The 15094-nt window shown below is 57.6% G+C and carries 13 protein-coding genes; 9 read left to right on the top strand and 4 right to left on the bottom strand.

Annotated features, from left to right (window positions below; translation table 11 throughout):
* Positions 1 to 115: 115 nt before the first annotated feature.
* The 3 genes from RBB77_RS20110 to glyS all read left to right on the top strand — a co-directional run bounded on the left by RBB77_RS20110 (position 116) and on the right by glyS (position 4408).
* Positions 116 to 1198 carry a hypothetical protein gene (locus RBB77_RS20110; protein ID WP_353063497.1) on the top strand — a complete coding sequence of 361 codons (1083 nt, stop codon included), beginning with the start codon at positions 116 to 118 and terminating at the stop codon, positions 1196 to 1198.
* A 106-nt stretch (positions 1199 to 1304) separates the two neighbouring features.
* On the top strand, positions 1305 to 2294 hold the full coding sequence (locus RBB77_RS20105; protein ID WP_353063496.1) for a glycine--tRNA ligase subunit alpha: 990 nt from the start codon (positions 1305 to 1307) through the stop codon (positions 2292 to 2294).
* Between the two features lie 2 nt (positions 2295 to 2296).
* Positions 2297 to 4408, top strand: a complete 2112-nt coding sequence (glyS, locus tag RBB77_RS20100; protein WP_353063495.1) for a glycine--tRNA ligase subunit beta — start codon at positions 2297 to 2299, stop codon at positions 4406 to 4408.
* Here the strand turns inward: glyS and RBB77_RS20095 are convergent.
* The 3 genes from RBB77_RS20095 to RBB77_RS20085 all read right to left on the bottom strand — a co-directional run bounded on the left by RBB77_RS20095 (position 4405) and on the right by RBB77_RS20085 (position 5776).
* Complete coding sequence (locus tag RBB77_RS20095; protein WP_353063494.1) at positions 4405 to 4581, bottom strand: hypothetical protein; 177 nt, start codon at positions 4579 to 4581, stop codon at positions 4405 to 4407. The genes glyS and RBB77_RS20095 overlap by 4 nt on opposite strands.
* Positions 4582 to 4805: 224 nt before the next feature.
* Positions 4806 to 5465 carry a GNAT family N-acetyltransferase gene (locus tag RBB77_RS20090; protein ID WP_353063493.1) on the bottom strand — a complete coding sequence of 220 codons (660 nt, stop codon included), beginning with the start codon at positions 5463 to 5465 and terminating at the stop codon, positions 4806 to 4808.
* An 86-nt stretch (positions 5466 to 5551) separates the two neighbouring features.
* Positions 5552 to 5776, bottom strand: a complete 225-nt coding sequence (locus RBB77_RS20085) for a hypothetical protein (RefSeq protein ID WP_183980970.1) — start codon at positions 5774 to 5776, stop codon at positions 5552 to 5554.
* Positions 5777 to 6098: 322 nt separating this feature from the next.
* Between RBB77_RS20085 and opgC the strand changes: the two genes are divergently transcribed.
* Positions 6099 to 7274, top strand: a complete 1176-nt coding sequence (gene opgC, locus RBB77_RS20080; RefSeq protein ID WP_353063492.1) for an OpgC domain-containing protein — start codon at positions 6099 to 6101, stop codon at positions 7272 to 7274.
* Here the strand turns inward: opgC and RBB77_RS20075 are convergent.
* Complete coding sequence (locus RBB77_RS20075) at positions 7267 to 7977, bottom strand: hypothetical protein (protein WP_353063491.1); 711 nt, start codon at positions 7975 to 7977, stop codon at positions 7267 to 7269. The two genes, opgC and RBB77_RS20075, sit on opposite strands and share 8 nt — an antisense overlap.
* Positions 7978 to 8241: 264 nt before the next feature.
* Here RBB77_RS20075 and RBB77_RS20070 point away from each other — a divergent pair, with 264 nt between their 5' ends.
* From RBB77_RS20070 to rapZ, 5 genes are all read left to right on the top strand, one after another.
* Positions 8242 to 10737 (top strand): LptA/OstA family protein, encoded by a 2496-nt coding sequence (locus RBB77_RS20070; protein ID WP_353063490.1) that lies wholly within the window; start codon positions 8242 to 8244, stop codon positions 10735 to 10737.
* The gene (lptB, locus tag RBB77_RS20065; protein ID WP_353063489.1) at positions 10737 to 11465 is read left to right on the top strand and encodes an LPS export ABC transporter ATP-binding protein; all 729 of its coding nucleotides are present in this window, start codon (positions 10737 to 10739) and stop codon (positions 11463 to 11465) included. The genes RBB77_RS20070 and lptB overlap by 1 nt, the downstream gene beginning before the upstream one ends.
* Positions 11466 to 11692: 227 nt before the next feature.
* Positions 11693 to 13432: an RNA polymerase factor sigma-54 gene (rpoN, locus tag RBB77_RS20060; protein WP_353063488.1), complete on the top strand. Its 1740-nt coding sequence runs from the start codon at positions 11693 to 11695 to the stop codon at positions 13430 to 13432.
* A 45-nt stretch (positions 13433 to 13477) separates the two neighbouring features.
* Entirely contained in the window at positions 13478 to 14101 is a 624-nt protein-coding gene (hpf, locus tag RBB77_RS20055; RefSeq protein ID WP_353063487.1) for a ribosome hibernation-promoting factor, HPF/YfiA family, read from the top strand.
* A 22-nt stretch (positions 14102 to 14123) separates the two neighbouring features.
* Entirely contained in the window at positions 14124 to 15065 is a 942-nt protein-coding gene (gene rapZ / locus RBB77_RS20050) for an RNase adapter RapZ (protein ID WP_353063486.1), read from the top strand.
* The last annotated feature ends 29 nt before the right edge of the window (positions 15066 to 15094 follow it).

Genomic DNA, 15094 nt, shown 5'->3' with positions numbered 1-15094 from the left:
ACTATCGGGACAGCTCGCTTAGTGGGAGTTGCGTTCGAGAAACATGAAGTTGAGCGGCGGGATTCTTTGTGGAGATGTTCCGTCTAAGCTCTGTCATACTTCTGGGATGGCGAAGGTGAGCTTGTTCGCGTTTTGGCGGGGAACGGTGAGGGGATTTGCGGGGTTTCGAGTCTGGGCCCTGTGGTTATGGATCGCATGGGGCTGTTCGGCGTGGGCTCAAGATGCGGATGTTTTAACGTTGCATGTTTATACGAACACGATCCAGATTCCTGTGCTGGTGTTGGGGGCGGATCAAAGGAAGCTTGCGCCGTTCGCTCCAGACAGGTTCAAGGTGAGCTTCGATGGGGGACCGCCGTTCCGCGCCTCGCATGTTCGTCTGGAGGGAGACGATCCGATTTCGCTTGCGATTCTGCTGGATATGAGCGGGTCGGAGCTGGAGCTATCAGCGAAGCTTGAGAACGCGATCGCTAAGCTTACGCCGCTGTCTCTGGGGGCCAAGGATCATGTTTCCATCTACGGGCTGGATTGCGAGTTTACGCAGTTTGCGAGTGACGTGCCAGCAGATGAGGAGCACTTAAAGAAGTCGATTCATGAGGCGCTGCAGTCAGCAGGTGACCGACGACACGCGAAACATGGTCCGAAGTGCGAGTCGCAGGTGCATCTGTGGGATGCTCTGGCCTTCGCGACTAATCAACTCTCCGGGCTTCCAGGACGGCGGGTGATTCTTGCGGTGAGTGATGGGCAGGACAAAGGAAGCACTCATAAGTGGAATCAGGTGAGGGTATTCGCGCAGAATAGTGCGGTGGCGGTCTTTGGTATGAGATACGTGCCTTGGCTTTCGGATGACTCTCCAGCTATGGGCAACGCCATGGAAGATCCTTTTCGTTCGATCTGCGAGCTGAGTGGTGGCCTGGTGTTTTCGGCGAATAGGGCCGATGTCGAAAAGAGGCTAAAAGATTTTGTGGCAATGGTTCGCGGACGCTACATTGTCGAGTTTCCTCGGCCGCGGAACTCGACGAAGGGGCAGCACGAGTTCGTGGTGACCATCGATAAAAGTAAGGCATTTATTCGCTCGACGGGGATTTCTGTTCCTCTGCCGGACGCGAAGGTGCTGGCTGATCCTACGACCGTTCTTCCTTCGGAGAAGGACCCGGCACCGGAGGAGGGAACACGGCACATACTCGAAACTCCTCAGTGAAGTGGGACTCGGGGTGGGTATGTCACAAGAGACGAAGGCGTTGCTCTGGGAGATGCCTTCGTTGAGCGGTTAGAATCGAAAGATTGCGGGAATTGAAGAGAGATATATGACTGGATCGGTTTCTGAGGTTACTGGGAAGAAGCGCGCGCTGACGTTTCAGGAGCTTTTGTTTACGCTGCAGAGGTTTTGGGCGGATCGGGGTTGCGTGCTGCAGCAGCCGTACGATGTGGAGGTTGGGGCGGGGACGATGTCTCCGGATACGTTTTTGCGGGTACTGGGGCCGAAGCCGGTGAGGATTGCTTATGCTCAGCCGTCGCGCAGGCCGGCGGATGGACGGTATGGTGAGAATCCGAATCGGCTGTTTCGGCATACGCAGCTGCAGGTGATTTTGAAGCCGCCACCGGTGCGGATTCAGGAGATGTACCTCGAATCGCTGGTGGCGATTGGGATTGACCTGAAGGAACACGATATTAAGTTTGAAGAAGATAACTGGGAGTGGCCTGTGGGCGGCGCGTGGGGCGTGGGATGGCAGGTGATGCTGGATGGGCTGGAGATTACACAGTTCACTTACTTTCAGCAGTGCGGCGGGATGGATCTGGATCCGATTTGTGGCGAGATTACGTATGGGCTGGAGCGGATTGCGGGATTTCTGCAGGATGTGGATTCAATCTACGACATTGTGTGGGCTGTGGAGCCTGATACCGGGCGCAAGGTGACCTATGGCGAGATGCGGCTCGCGGAGGAGGAGCAGTTTTCGGCTTACAGCTTTGACTATGCCAACGTGGGGAAGCTTTGGGAGCATTTGAATTTGTATGAGGCGGAGTGTTTGGCGCTGTTGTCGCAGGTGAAGGATTTTGGCGACATGGACGAGCTGAAGTTGAAGCGTTTTCCGGTGCTGGGAGCTTATGAGCTGGCATTGAAGTGCTCGCATCTGTTCAATCTGCTGGATGCGCGCGGGGCGATCTCTGTGACGGAGCGCGTTGGTGTGATGGCGCGGATTCGGGCGCTGGTGGTGGGAGTGGCAAAGGCGTATGCGGCGCAAGGTGATCGAGTGAGCGAGTTGGCGAGTCAGCAAGTCAGTGGGATGGTGGGATAGAGATGGCGGATTTTCTGTTTGAGATTGGATTGGAAGAGGTTCCGGCGCGGATGATTGCAGGAGCGCAGATGGAGCTGGAGCAGCGCGTGGTGAAGATGCTGGAGCGCGAGCGGCTGGTGCGATCGGGTGCGGTGGCGAAGAGTTTCGCTACGCCGCGGCGGCTGGCGGTGCGGGTCTCGGGTGTTGCGGAGCGGCAGGAGGATGTGGCTGAGGAGTTGGTGGGGCCTTCGGTGAAGGTGGCCTACAAGGATGGTGTGGCGACGCCTGCGGCGGTTGCGTTTGCGAAGAAGGCCGGTGTGGATGTTGCCGGGTTGAAGACGATTACCAATGCCAAAGGGGAGTATCTTGCGGCGACCTCGGCGAAGGCTGGGCGGGGTGCGGTGGAGGTTATTGCCGGAGAGATGCCGAAGGAGTTGGCTGGGATCTACTGGGCCAAGAATATGTACTGGCGCGCGGGGCGACCGGAGAGGTTCGTACGGCCGGTGCGTTGGATGGTCGCAATGCTGGGCTCGGAGCCGGTGCCAGTGGAATTTGGTGGATATGTAGCAGGGAAGGTTACGTATGGGCACCGGGTTCTGTTTGGGGAGCAGGAGATTTTGTTGAAGGCTCCCGGTGATTATGAGGATACGCTGCTTGGCGGCTTCGTGATTGCTGAGGTTGAGGTGCGGCGGCAGAAGATTCGGAAGGCTCTGGATAAGGTAACGCGGGCTGGCGATTCCGACGGTGCGGGGTTGCGGTGGCGTGAGGATCATGAGCTTGTCGATAAACTGACGCAGTTGACAGAGTGGCCATCGGTGCTGCTGGGTGGGTTTGAGAAAGAGTATCTGGCACTGCCGGAGGAGGTTCTGGTGACGGTGATGCGGGATCACCAGAACTACTTTGCGGTGGAGGATAAGGACGGGAAGTTGGCTCCGCACTTTCTGGCGGTGTTGAACACGGAGGCCGATGAGGCTGGGGTCGCAGTGATTCGGCATGGCAATGAGCGGGTGCTGAGAGCGCGGTTTAATGATGCGAGATTTTTCTGGGAGTTCGATCAGCGGGTGTCGTTGATGGACCGGGTTTCGTTGCTCGAGAACGTGACCTTTCAGAAGGACTTAGGGAGCTACTTTGCGAAGTCGGAGCGGGTGCGGAAGGTTGCCTCCGGCCTTGCGGGGCTGGTTGCTGCGCGAGGAGTTGCGGTGGATGCTGTGTCGCTCGATACTGCGGCATTGCTGGCAAAGGCCGACCTTACTGCGGAGTTGGTGAAGGAGTTTACGGAGCTGCAGGGTGTTGTGGGCGGGCTATATGCGCGGGCTCAGGGCTTTCCGGCGGCGGTGGGAGATGCGATTTACGACCAGTACAAGCCTGAGTCGATGGAAGATGTAGTTCCGAGGACGGTGGAAGGTGCGCTGTTGGCGGTAGCTGACAAGGCGGATACGATTGCCGGGATGTTTGGGTTGGGGCTGGAGCCTACAGGGTCGAAGGATCCGTTTGCGTTGCGCAGAGCGGCGAATGGGATTGTGAAGATTTTGGCGGAGACGACGGTGGAGTTGGCGCTTTCGCTGGATGAGATTTCGGCGCTCGGCACCGATGACGTTGCTGTTGCTGCGAAGACCCGAGGGTTTTATGCGGAGCGGCTGGAGTTTTATCTTCGCGAGGTGCACGGGCAGGCTTATGACATTGTGAAGGCGGTGCTGGCGGCTGGTGCGAGCGATGTAAGGGATGCCGTTGCGCGCGCGAAGGCGGTTACGTCAGTGCGTGGGTCGGAAGATTTTGCTGCGGTGACCGCGGCGTTCAAGCGGATGAAGAATATTCTTTCCCAGGCCAGAGAGAAGGATATCGCGGCGGCGCCGGGTGTTAATGAAGGGCTGCTGACGGAGCCTACGGAGAAGGCGCTGGCGGAGAAGTCGGCGGAGTTGGCGGAGAAGGTGAGTGCGCTGCGCGGGAATGAGAGCTACACCGCCGCACTGGAGCAGATTGCTATGCTGCGGCCTCAGGTGGATGCATTCTTCGAGGCGGTGATGGTGATGTCGCCCGATGAGGCTGTGCGGGCGAATCGGTTGGCGCTGCTCGAGAAGGTGCTGGGAGACTTCTCCGGGATCGCTGACTTTTCGGAGATTGTGGTCTCAGGCTAGGTGGTGATGAGCATGACGCCGAGCATGAGGAGGAAGACTGCGAAGAGCGAGCCCAAAGGTATGAGGACACCTTCGCAGAGGCCACTCCAGCGACTGCAGTCGAGTTGACCGTCTTCGGCGCGGGAGTTGGACTGGAACGTGGGTGCGATCTGTGGTGAGTCAATGTAGTTCATCTTGTTTTTCCTGTTCGAACTTCGTTTGCTCCGGCAGAACGTTTAGACAAAGACTGCAAGGTTCTGTTTCGCATAAAGCTACTGGTTGCGGGATGCGAAGAATGCGGTGAAGGTTGCCATTCTACGCGGGTTTTACGATGTTTGTCATGATGCATGATCCAAACTGTTGACGGCAAGGGTAACCTGAAAAGGCAGTGCCTTGAATGACACTTCCGGGTGATTGGTCAGACCTGCAGTTGTACCAACTCTGTGGGTTGATAGTGTGGGAAGAAGTCGGTTCGTGACAGATCTCTTGGAGTTGGAAGCTCGCCGAATGCCATCGCGGTCTCGTCGCAGGCGTGGCGACGGGCGCAGTGGAGGCAGTCTTTGAGCACCTTGTCGCTGAAAGCTTGGCGATCGTAGGTGCTGAAGTGGAAGTGCTCGAAGAAGTTGGGGATGCGGGTGAAGAGGCAGAGGCACTTGATGCTGCGCGCTTCGGCCTGGCGCATGAGTTCGTGGACGAGCTGGCCACCGGCTCCGCATCCTTTGATATCGGGACGGACGACGATGGAGCGGATCTCGGCGAGGTGCGGGCCATAGACGTGGAGGGCTGCACAGCCGAGGAACTGATGGGTGTGAGTTTCGACGATAGTGAAGGTGCGGATGTTGGCGCAGATTTCGGCGTAGGAGCGGGGAAGGAGGGTGCCGTCGTGAGAGAAGCTGTCGATCAGCTGATGGATGGCGCGGGCGTCCTGCAACTGCGCTTTGCGAGTTCTGAGGAAGATGGTTTTGAGGTCACTGCGGAGGGTGGCGGAGCGGTGTTGCGATGGAGTGAAAGGAGTCTGTGCTGTTGGCGCGATGGGGGATTGGGAACTCGGAGGTTCTAGTACAGGGGACAATGCCATAGGACACTGCGCTTTTCTCTTTGGTGAATCGTGGGCCGGGGCCGGTTGGTAATGGTTACGGTTTGGTTTCTGACTTGAGGAGTTGCTTAGCTGCCGTAGTGGCGGCCTTCGCTTGAGGACTCCCAGGGAATGGGGGCGAAGGTGCGCTGGAAGAAAGTGTTGTCTACGATGTAGCGCTCGTGGTTTTCGCCTTCGATGATCCAGTCGCCGGGATAGGCTTTGCGCTGACCGGAGTCGGTAAGGATGAGGGTGGGGTGGAGGCACTGCGTTGCGTTTACAAGAAGCGGTCTGCGGGTGCGGAAGGTGTTCATCAAACTCTCCTGTCGGCTCTTGTTCTCGTCGACTTGATATATTTCAGCACTGCTTTCGTAAAGATTGCATAAGAGATTTCGATGAAGTTCGTAAAGGCGCTTCGTCTTTGTTTTCTTCGTTTCCTAGGGCCTTTCGGGGTCTTGAAATTTGGACTTGAACGTTGGGTCGACTGAAGCGGATTGGTTGTTCGAACGTCTCATCCTGAGAGGTGGAGTGGCTTTTTGGCTGGATCAATAAGAAGCAAATTTTGTGAGATGCCGCTACTGCCTGACCGCCTATGCTGAAGGTGGCCTTTTTCCGGCGAGGGTTTGACCTGTGATCGTGAGCGATCCAAAGACGCAGAGAAGGCCGGAGCTGGACGCACTGCGTGGGCTGTTCCTGGTGTGGATGACGTTCACCCATATGCCGACACACTTCAGCGACTTTGTGAATCAGCCGGTGGGATTTGTGTCTTCGGCTGAGGGGTTTGTGTTTTTGTCGGCGATGCTAGTCGGCACGGTCTATCTGCGGGAGGCGATGGAGGATGTTTCCGGTGTGATTGTGAAGCTTTGGCGACGGACGCTGAAGATATACGGCTATCACCTGTTGATGCTGGCTTTCGCGTTTACCGTGGCGGCGTTGTTTGCGGAGAAGACGCACCGGGCAGCGATCTATAACCTGATCAATTTTTATCTGGCGCACCCGAAGACCGCGATCATCGGAGGAGTCCTGCTGATTTACTGTCCTCCGCTGCTCGATATTTTGCCGATGTATGTGTTGTTCATGTTTTTGACACCGAAGGCGCTGGCGCTTGGCTTGCGCTATGGCTGGAGGTGGGTGCTGGGTGGGAGCGCGATGCTCTGGATTGCAGCACAGTTCGGATTGAGGGAGCTGGTGCATGCGTGGATCGTGAGGATCACACATTTGCAGATTCCGCTGCAGGAGACTGGCGCCTTCAATCTGTTTGCGTGGCAGGGGGTTTGGATCGCGGGGTTGTGGCTGGGGGCGAAGAGTGTTCAGGGCGAGATGCCGCTGAAGCGGGTTCCGGGATATGCAGTGGCTGTGTGCGGTGTGGTTTGCGTGTTCTTTCTTGCGGTGCGGCATCACTGGTTAGGGCCTGTGTTGAACCAGGAGTCGCTGGGAATTAGCTTGGACAAATGGCAGATTGGACCGATGCGCGTGGTCAACCTGACGGCGTTCGTCATTGTTTGTTACTGGATGCGCCGGTATCTAGTGCGGCTGATTTCTGTTGAGCCTTTTCTAACGTTGGGGAAGGCGTCGCTGCAGGTGTTTTGCGCACACGTGTTTTTTGTCTTCATGGGGCTTGCGCTGTTGTATGAAGACGTTCCGCAGCTGCATGGTGCGCGGGCTTATGGGATGTTGTCTCTTACTTTCGCGGGGCTGATGCTGGTGGCAATACGGGAGGCGAGGCTGCGCAGCGAGGCGAAAGCTGCGGCTGCAGCGGCGAAAAATGCGGCTACGCAAGGGCAGGCTGCGGTGGCCGAGAGTGCTAGTTGACGCGTTGCAGACGGTCGATAAGCTTCTGGGCGAGGGGTTCGCCGGATTCGGTCCAGAGGAGACGGCTGCTGATGCCGCAGTTTTTTTCGACCGAGAGGGTGAAGGCTAACAGCATCTCTACGTTTTGCTGGATGTGCTTGGTGGCGTCTTCGTTGAGTTGCTCGTCTTCGAGGGTCTCGGCGAGCCACGGGGTGTCGAGGCCGAAGTCGATGCGGATGTGGCCGTTCTGGTCGAAGCTGGCGTCGTCGAACTTCGGGCCGAAGCCGAGGATGCGGACGGTGGCGGGCTGGAGCTTCCAGAGCGGATCGAGGGTGGCGGATTCATACTCGGGATCGACGTCGTAGTCGGGGTCGGATTCGGGATTGATGTCGGGGTAGCCGGAGGCGACTTCAGGGGACCAGAGCTTCCAGCGCATCTCGAACTCGTAGGCCATGTCGTCGTGGAGCTGCTCGGTGGCTTCGGCGACGGCATTTTCGATGATGGAACCTGAGGTGTCCTGGTTTTCTTCGGCACGGTCGTCGTTGACGTAGATGCGCTGGTAGGTGGGAGCCTCGGTGAAGCTGATGGGGTAGACGCTGGCCGCAGTTACGCGCTTTTCTCCGCTGATGAGCGCAAACTGGCGCATGACCGAGACCATCGTCGCAGGGAGGGTTTCGAAGCGGAAGTTGGGAAACCAGAGACTGAGGTAGAGCTGATCGGCCATATCTCCAGTTTAGACCTTTTAGGCCTGCTTCGAAGACATGTCCTGCCGGACGGGCCCACTACGCGTGGGGCGGTCACTTCGTGACGCGTATACCTGTCTGGGCAAGATCAGCAGCATCGGGCCTCCCGCTGGTCGACATCATCTTTCCTCCGACCAACGGGAGGACCGTTTCGCCTGGACAAGGAACAGAGGTCACGAAGTGACCGCCCCACGCGTAGTGGGCCCGTCCGGCAGGACATGTAGAGATGAGAAGATAGAAGGTGAATGAACGTTTCGGTAGAGCGGCTGCGGGTCTGGTTGCTGGCGGGCGCGGGCCTGTTGGTGATGGTGATCGCTTCTTTTCTGGGGTATGCGCACTACCGAGCGCACCGGTTCTTGACGAATCTGCCAAAAAAGCTGGGAGTGAATGTCCGGCGAGAGACCAATGGCTTTACGTACTCGCAGTCGGTGCAGGGTCGGACGATCTACACGATTCATGCGGCCAAGGCGGTGGAACGCGCGGATGGCAAGGTGACGCTGCATGACGTGGGAATCGTGTTGTATGGGCGGAAGGAAGATCGGGCCGATCGAATCTACGGGAAAGAGTTTGAGTATGACCAGAAGAACGAGGTCATTCGTGCTGATGGGGAGGTGCATATTGATCTGCAGGCCCCTGCAGCGGCTGATGCAAACGCGAAGATGGACTATGCGGCAGGAAAGGATTTGCATCAGAACCCCGAGCAAAAGCAGGAGCATGAGGCTAAGGATGGGCGGCTAATTCATGTGACGACGAGCGGACTGGTGTTTTCGCAAAAGCAGGGTGTGGCGGCGACGGATAATGACATCGAGTTTGAGACAGGTGGACTGACAGGACATGCCGTGGGGGCGGATTACAACTCTGATTCGGGAGTAGTGGTGCTGCACTCGGCGGTGAGGGTGACTGGGCTGGAGCGTGACAAACCGGTGGTGTTGACGGCTTCTCGTGCGGAGTTGGATCGGCAGCATGAGAGAACGTTACTGACTCAGGCGAAGTATGTCGCGATGGGGGGTAAGGGCGGTACGGGAGAGACCGCGCAGGCGAGAGATGTTGTCGTGCATCTGAGGCCGGATGGAACGGTTGAGCGGGTTGAAGGCGAGGGTGAGGTGAGGCTGACTAACGGATTAGGCAGCTCGATGGAGGCTCCGCGGGGGGAGATGACGTTGAGTGCGCAGAGTCAGCCGCAATCGGCGATTATGCAGGGCGGGGTGAAGTACACGGCGGATGAACCGCTGCGACAGGGTAAAGGTGAGGCGGCGGAGGTACGGACTGCGTTCGATAAGGCGGGTCACCCGGAGCATGTGGTGATGACTGGCGCGGTGCACTTTAAAGAGCGGGTTCGGACGGACGCGACGGGAGAGGCATGGGGAGAGCGCGAGTTGAACGCTGGACAGATGGATGTGGCGTTGTCTGCGGATAAAGCGGGGAAGACGCTGCTGCGAGATGCGAAGGCCACGGGAAATGCGCATTTTAAGGTGATGAATCCGGCTGTCAAGGGTGGCGGGGCCACTAGCAGCTCCTTGGCGGGGGATGTTTTGACGGCTCATTTTGTGAGAGTGGGAGATGCAGACCATCTTGCGGAGGTGCACGGAGATGGACATACCTCGATGCACAGAGTGGATGCGAAGGGAGTGGTCGAAACGAGCTCTGGGGATTCCTTAGTGGCGTACTTCCGTCCAGTGATTGCGGGTGCGACGCGTGGATCGGACGGCAAGGGCCAGGGGGCGGATGAAATTTCGAGCGCAACCGAACAAGGTCATGTGGTGATGACGGAGCTGCCGGTGAAGAAGCCGGGGGACTCGGCCGCGCCGGTTGAAGAACGCGTGACGGCGGAGCGGGCGGTTTATGACGGCGAGTTGGAGCGGACAACGTTGACCGGTAATGTGCAGGTGAGCGATGGAACGAGTGTGCTTTGGGCGGATCGTGTGGTGAGCGAGCAGAAGACGGGGGACGCCACTGCGGATGGTTCGGTGAAGGCGAGTTTTAGTCAGGCGGGCAGTGCGCAGGAGCCGGCGCACGTACTGGCGGCAAGGGCAGAGCTGAAGCATGACTCCCAGGTAGCGATATTTTACGGAGTGACTGGCAAGCCTGCGCGATTGTGGCAGGGGGCTTCGCAGGTCGATGCTCCGGTGATTGAGTTTGAACAGAAACATAAGAGACTGCTGGCGCATGGCGAGGGGCTTGGTGCTCCCGGGGCGGTGCATACGGTGTTGGTGAGTGGTGGGTCTAACGCGAAACCAGAGGCGGCCAAGGCTGGCAAACAGGTGGTTGGTGGGAAGACGAGCGTGGTGCGGGTGGTCAGCCGGGAGTTGGTGTATTCGGATGAAGCGCGGAGGGCAGACTTCACGGGCGGGGTGCAGGTGGATGGCGCTGATGGGAGTATGCGGGGGGAGCGGGCTGTAGTTTATCTGCAGGCGGCGAAGACGGCAGTTGCGGGGGGTGCTGCGGGGGAAGGGTTTATGGGCGGCAGTGTGGAGCGAGTTGTGGCGAGTGGGCATATCGAGATGCAACAGCCTGGCAGGCGGGCGAGCGGAGAGCAGTTGGTGTATACGGCCAGTGATGGCATGTTTGTTTTGACTGGGACGGCGAAGGTGCTGCCGAAGGTTGTGGACGACCAGCGAGGGACCGTGACAGGTACATCTTTGCGATTCCATGCCGGGGATGAGAACGTCGTGGTTTCTAATGAAGGAGACAGTGGCGTGGGGCAGCACGTGCGCACGGAGACGCGGGTGAAGAACAAGTAATGAAGACGTTATCGACGGAGGAGATAGGCAAGTCGTACGGTGGCCGCCAGGTGGTGAAGGGGGTGAGCCTCCAGATCGAGCAGGGCGAGGTGGTGGGGCTGCTGGGCCCGAACGGTGCGGGGAAGACGACGAGCTTTTACATGATCGTTGGGCTGGTACGTCCGGACGCAGGACGGGTGCTGGCGGATGGTCATGACATTAGCCGATTGCCGATGTATCTGCGGGCGAGGAACTATGGCATCAGCTATCTGCCGCAAGAGCCTTCGGTATTTCGCAAGCTGACGGTGCAGGACAATATTCTGGCGGTGCTGGAGGCGCAGCAGTTGAGCTGGGAGAGTCGCCGGACACGCACCGAGAAGCTGATTGAACAGCTAAACCTGGGGCATGTGCGAAAGACACGGGGGTATGCGTTGAGCGGGGGTGAGCGCAGGCGCGTGGAGATTGCGCGATGCTTGGCGATCGAGCCGACTTTTATTTTGCTGGACGAGCCCTTTTCGGGAATCGACCCAATTGCGGTGCTGGATCTGCAGGAGATTATCTTCGGATTGAAGAAGAGCGGGATCGGAGTGCTGATTACCGACCACAATGTGCGAGAGACGCTGTCGGTGACAGATCGCGCTTATATCATTGCGGAAGGGAAGATTTTTAAGACTGGAACGCCTGGGGAACTGGGGCGGGATCCTGAGGTACGACGGATCTATCTGGGCGAAAATTTCTCGATGGGTTGAAGGGCCGCGAAGTTACAACTTCTGTTGTAAGACGAAGATGCTATCGGTGCAGGGCGCTCAGCCTTTGACAGGGTTAGACTTACAGCGAGATCGAGATAGGCAGTAGACTGGCAAAGCCCAAGGGGAATAGCGTTCTGTTTGTAATTAATTGCACAATGAGCACGAGACGTGCCAAACGGCATACATTCAGAGCAACGTCAAAGTGATCAAGTCGAAGAGGGGTTAACGTGCTGCTGCAACCGAAGCTGAACTTGAAAGTCTCGCAACGACAGGTGTTGACGCCTGGACTGGTGCAGATGGTCAGCGTGTTGGCGTTGAACAAGCTTGAGCTCAGGGAGATGATCAACACCGAGATGGTGGAGAATCCGGTGCTGGAGGAGCTAGAGGAGACGGTGGTTTCGCTCGACGAGAGAGCGGGGATTGAAGGGGACCGGGAGCGATCGGCCGAAGAGGTTGCGGCGGAGAGCGAGAGGGTAGAAAAGGACCCGTTCGATGAGATCGATTTTGGCAGCTACTTTCAGGATTATCTCGATCCGGGTTTTCGTACAGCCTCCAATTTTGAAGAGTACGACAAGCCATCGTTCGAGAACTTTCTTTCGCAACCGAGTACTTTGAGCGATCATCTGGCGTGGCAACTGGGTTCGTTGACGCTGACTCCAGAGGTCCGGGCGGCTGCAGAGCTCGTCGTAGGGAATCTGAACGAGAATGGGTATCTGACGGCGAGCGACGAGGAGCTGGTCGAGGCTCTCATGCAGATGCGGGAGCCGGAACGGTCGGAGCCCATTCCATTTGAGCGGGGAACCAGGAGCAAGCCGCCGCATGTGTGGGATATTCCGGAGGTCGGCGGTGTGGAAGACGGCGCTGTGCAGGATGGGTCGGTCGATTTAGCGGCTGCGTCGGACGAGACGGTTGGGGCGTTTTTAGCCGCTGTCCGCGAGGCGCGGAAAGTGGTGAATTTTCTTGATCCGGTGGGAGTGGGGTCGAGGGATTTGCGCGAGTGTTTGCTGATTCAGATATGCGCCCAGCAGGGTGAAGCGGCGTTGGTGCTTCGACGTCAGCAGGCTCACACGGCGGCTGCGGCGGCGGCAAAAAATGGTGCGGCCAGCGAAGAAGATTATGGTGCGGTAGAGGCGGTTGCAGCTGTCGACAATCCCGGTCGCGAAGACGTGTTTAGCATCGCGACGCACATCGTGACGAACTGCCTGCCGTTGTTGCAAAAGAAAGATATGCGCGAGCTGACACGGAGCTGCGGACGCACGGCGGATGACGTGAATGCTGCGGTTGAGTTTATCCGGACGCTCGATCCGAGGCCGGGGCAGCGCTATAACCAAAGCGAAACGCGGCTCATCGAGCCAGATGTTGCTTTTGTGAAGCGCGATGATGTCTATGTCGTATTGATGAATGAAGAGGATATGCCTACGCTTCGGTTGAATCAGGGCTATCGCAAGATGCTGCAGCAGAAGCAGACGGAGAAGGAAGTCAAGGAGTATGTGAAGGAGCGGTACAAGTCGGCGATCCAGCTGCTGCGAAATATTGAGCAGAGGAAGAATACGATCGTGCGGACTTGCGAAGTGATCGTCAGGCGGCAGCAGGAGTTTCTAGAGCATGGGGTGAATGCGCTGAAGCCGATGATGATCAAGGAGGTTGCCGAGGAGATAGGAGTGCATCCTTCGACGGTCAGCCGCGCGGTGGCGAACAAGTATGTTCATACTTCGCAGGGAGTGTTTGAGCTGCGCTTTTTCTTCTCCGAAGGAGTGAACGGGCCGGAGGGCGGCGATCTGCCGCTGGTCCTGCTGAAGCGCAAGGTGAAGAAGCTGATTGAAGAAGAGGACGAGCGCAAGCCTTTGACCGACGACCAGCTGGCGGCTGAGCTGCAGCGGCAAGGGATTCAGGTGACCCGCAGAACGGTTGCGAAGTACCGAGAAGATATGCAGATTCCAAGCACGCACCAACGTCGTGTACGCTGATCGTCTGCGAGAGATACGAATCGATCGCAGGGACGAGGTGAACGTATGGACGTGGAGTACACCGGCAGACAGACGACCATCACAAAGAAATTGAAGTTGCAGGCTGAGGAAGGGCTGGCGGCGATTGCGAAGATTGTCGGCAACTCCGCTAGCGTGCATGTGATTCTTTCCACGGACAAGTATCGTCAGATCGCCGAAGTGACGGTGAAGACCAAACACCAGAAGATGGTGGCGCGGTGCGAGGATACCGAGATGATCGTCGCGTTGCATGACGCGCTCGCGAAGATCGAACAGCAGGCCATCCGCCATAAGAAGAGGTATGGGACGATCAAGCGGCATCCGAAGTCAGATTCGAAGGCCTCGGCGGCTGGGGTTGCGTCGCCGGTTGCGCGGAAGACTGCCGTGGTGAAGGTGGCGACAAAGACCAGCGTTGGGCGTAAGGCGGTACCTATGCTGGTACATTCCTTTCCGTCGCACTCGCCGCTTGCGGAGCCGCACGTGGTGCGCTCAAATGATGCGGTTGCGCTGAGGCCGATGTCGGTGGAAGAGGCGGTGAAAGAGGCCGCGTTTCGTGACCGCGAGGTGTTTGTGTTTCGCGACCACGCGGGACAGGCAATGGTGCTCTATCGCAAGCGCGACGGAAAGATGGAGCTGATCGAGGTTCCTTAAGCCGAGGTGCTAGGATTTCTCCATGGCGAGGAAGCAGGTTAGGAAGAGTTCTGTGAGGTCGTCCGCGAAGACAAGCAGGAAGAAGGTAGTGGAGGCCGTGCTTCCGAAACATCAGGGAGAGTTGGTCATTCTGACTGGGCTTTCCGGGTCGGGAAAGCTGTCAGCGCTGAAGACATTTGAAGATCTGGGCTATTACTCAGTCGACAATCTACCGCTGGAGTTAGTGCCGCGCTTCGCGGATCTTGTGCGACAGTCGGCGGAGATCAAACGTGCAGCGCTGGTGGTCGACGTACGTGAGGGAATGCGGCTCGATGAGTTTCCGGCGATTCTAAAGAAGGTTCGCAAAGTGCTCCCGACACGGGTGGTGTTTCTGGAGGCTAGTGAGAATGCGCTGATTCGGCGATTTTCTGAAACGCGCCGACCGCATCCGATGGGACGCAGCGATACAGTGGTGAAGTCGATTCGAGCAGAGCGTAAGCGGCTGGATCCCATCCGCAACGTTGCCGATATCGTGCTGGATACGACCAAGTTTAACGTGCATGACCTTCGAGCGCATATCAACTCGCAGTTCGAACGTGAGGAGACTGGCCGGGGCCTGGTGATCTCGTCCAACAGCTTCGGGTTCAAAAATGGTGTGCCTACAGAGGCGGATCTTGTATTCGACGTACGCTTTCTGCCGAATCCTCATTTTGTACCGGAGTTTCGCAAGCTGACGGGAAAACATCCCAAGGTGGCGAAGTACGTGCTGCAGTTTCCGCAGACGAAGGAGTTTCTAGATAAGACAACGGAGATGTTGAAGTTTCTCTTGCCTCACTACATCAAGGAAGGGAAGAGCTACCTGACGGTGGCGTTTGGATGTACAGGAGGGCAGCATCGGTCGGTCTTTATTGCGGAAGAGATGAAGAAGCGACTGGCGCAGGAAGGGTATCGGGTGAACACCGCGCACCGCGATATGCCCAAGTAACAGGTCACGATTTGCAAGGGCGCAATAGA

Origin of the sequence: Tunturibacter psychrotolerans, assembly GCF_040359615.1 — a bacterium.
Lineage (GTDB): Bacteria > Acidobacteriota > Terriglobia > Terriglobales > Acidobacteriaceae > Edaphobacter > Edaphobacter psychrotolerans.
The sequence above is the reverse complement of the archived record's forward strand: the minus strand, read 5'-3'. Positions and strand labels throughout refer to the sequence as shown.

Excerpts from the sequence above, each read along its gene's own strand:
- RBB77_RS20105 (WP_353063496.1), top strand. The coding sequence starts at position 1,305 with ATGACTGGATCGGTTTCTGAGGTTACTGGGAAGAAGCGCGCGCTGACG.
- glyS (WP_353063495.1), top strand. The coding sequence starts at position 2,297 with ATGGCGGATTTTCTGTTTGAGATTGGATTGGAAGAGGTTCCGGCGCGG.
- RBB77_RS20095 (WP_353063494.1), bottom strand. The coding sequence starts at position 4,581 with ATGAACTACATTGACTCACCACAGATCGCACCCACGTTCCAGTCCAAC.
- RBB77_RS20090 (WP_353063493.1), bottom strand. The coding sequence starts at position 5,465 with ATGGCATTGTCCCCTGTACTAGAACCTCCGAGTTCCCAATCCCCCATC.
- RBB77_RS20085 (WP_183980970.1), bottom strand. The coding sequence starts at position 5,776 with ATGAACACCTTCCGCACCCGCAGACCGCTTCTTGTAAACGCAACGCAG.
- RBB77_RS20075 (WP_353063491.1), bottom strand. The coding sequence starts at position 7,977 with ATGGCCGATCAGCTCTACCTCAGTCTCTGGTTTCCCAACTTCCGCTTC.
- RBB77_RS20070 (WP_353063490.1), top strand. The coding sequence starts at position 8,242 with ATGAACGTTTCGGTAGAGCGGCTGCGGGTCTGGTTGCTGGCGGGCGCG.
- lptB (WP_353063489.1), top strand. The coding sequence starts at position 10,737 with ATGAAGACGTTATCGACGGAGGAGATAGGCAAGTCGTACGGTGGCCGC.
- hpf (WP_353063487.1), top strand. The coding sequence starts at position 13,478 with ATGGACGTGGAGTACACCGGCAGACAGACGACCATCACAAAGAAATTG.
- rapZ (WP_353063486.1), top strand. The coding sequence starts at position 14,124 with ATGGCGAGGAAGCAGGTTAGGAAGAGTTCTGTGAGGTCGTCCGCGAAG.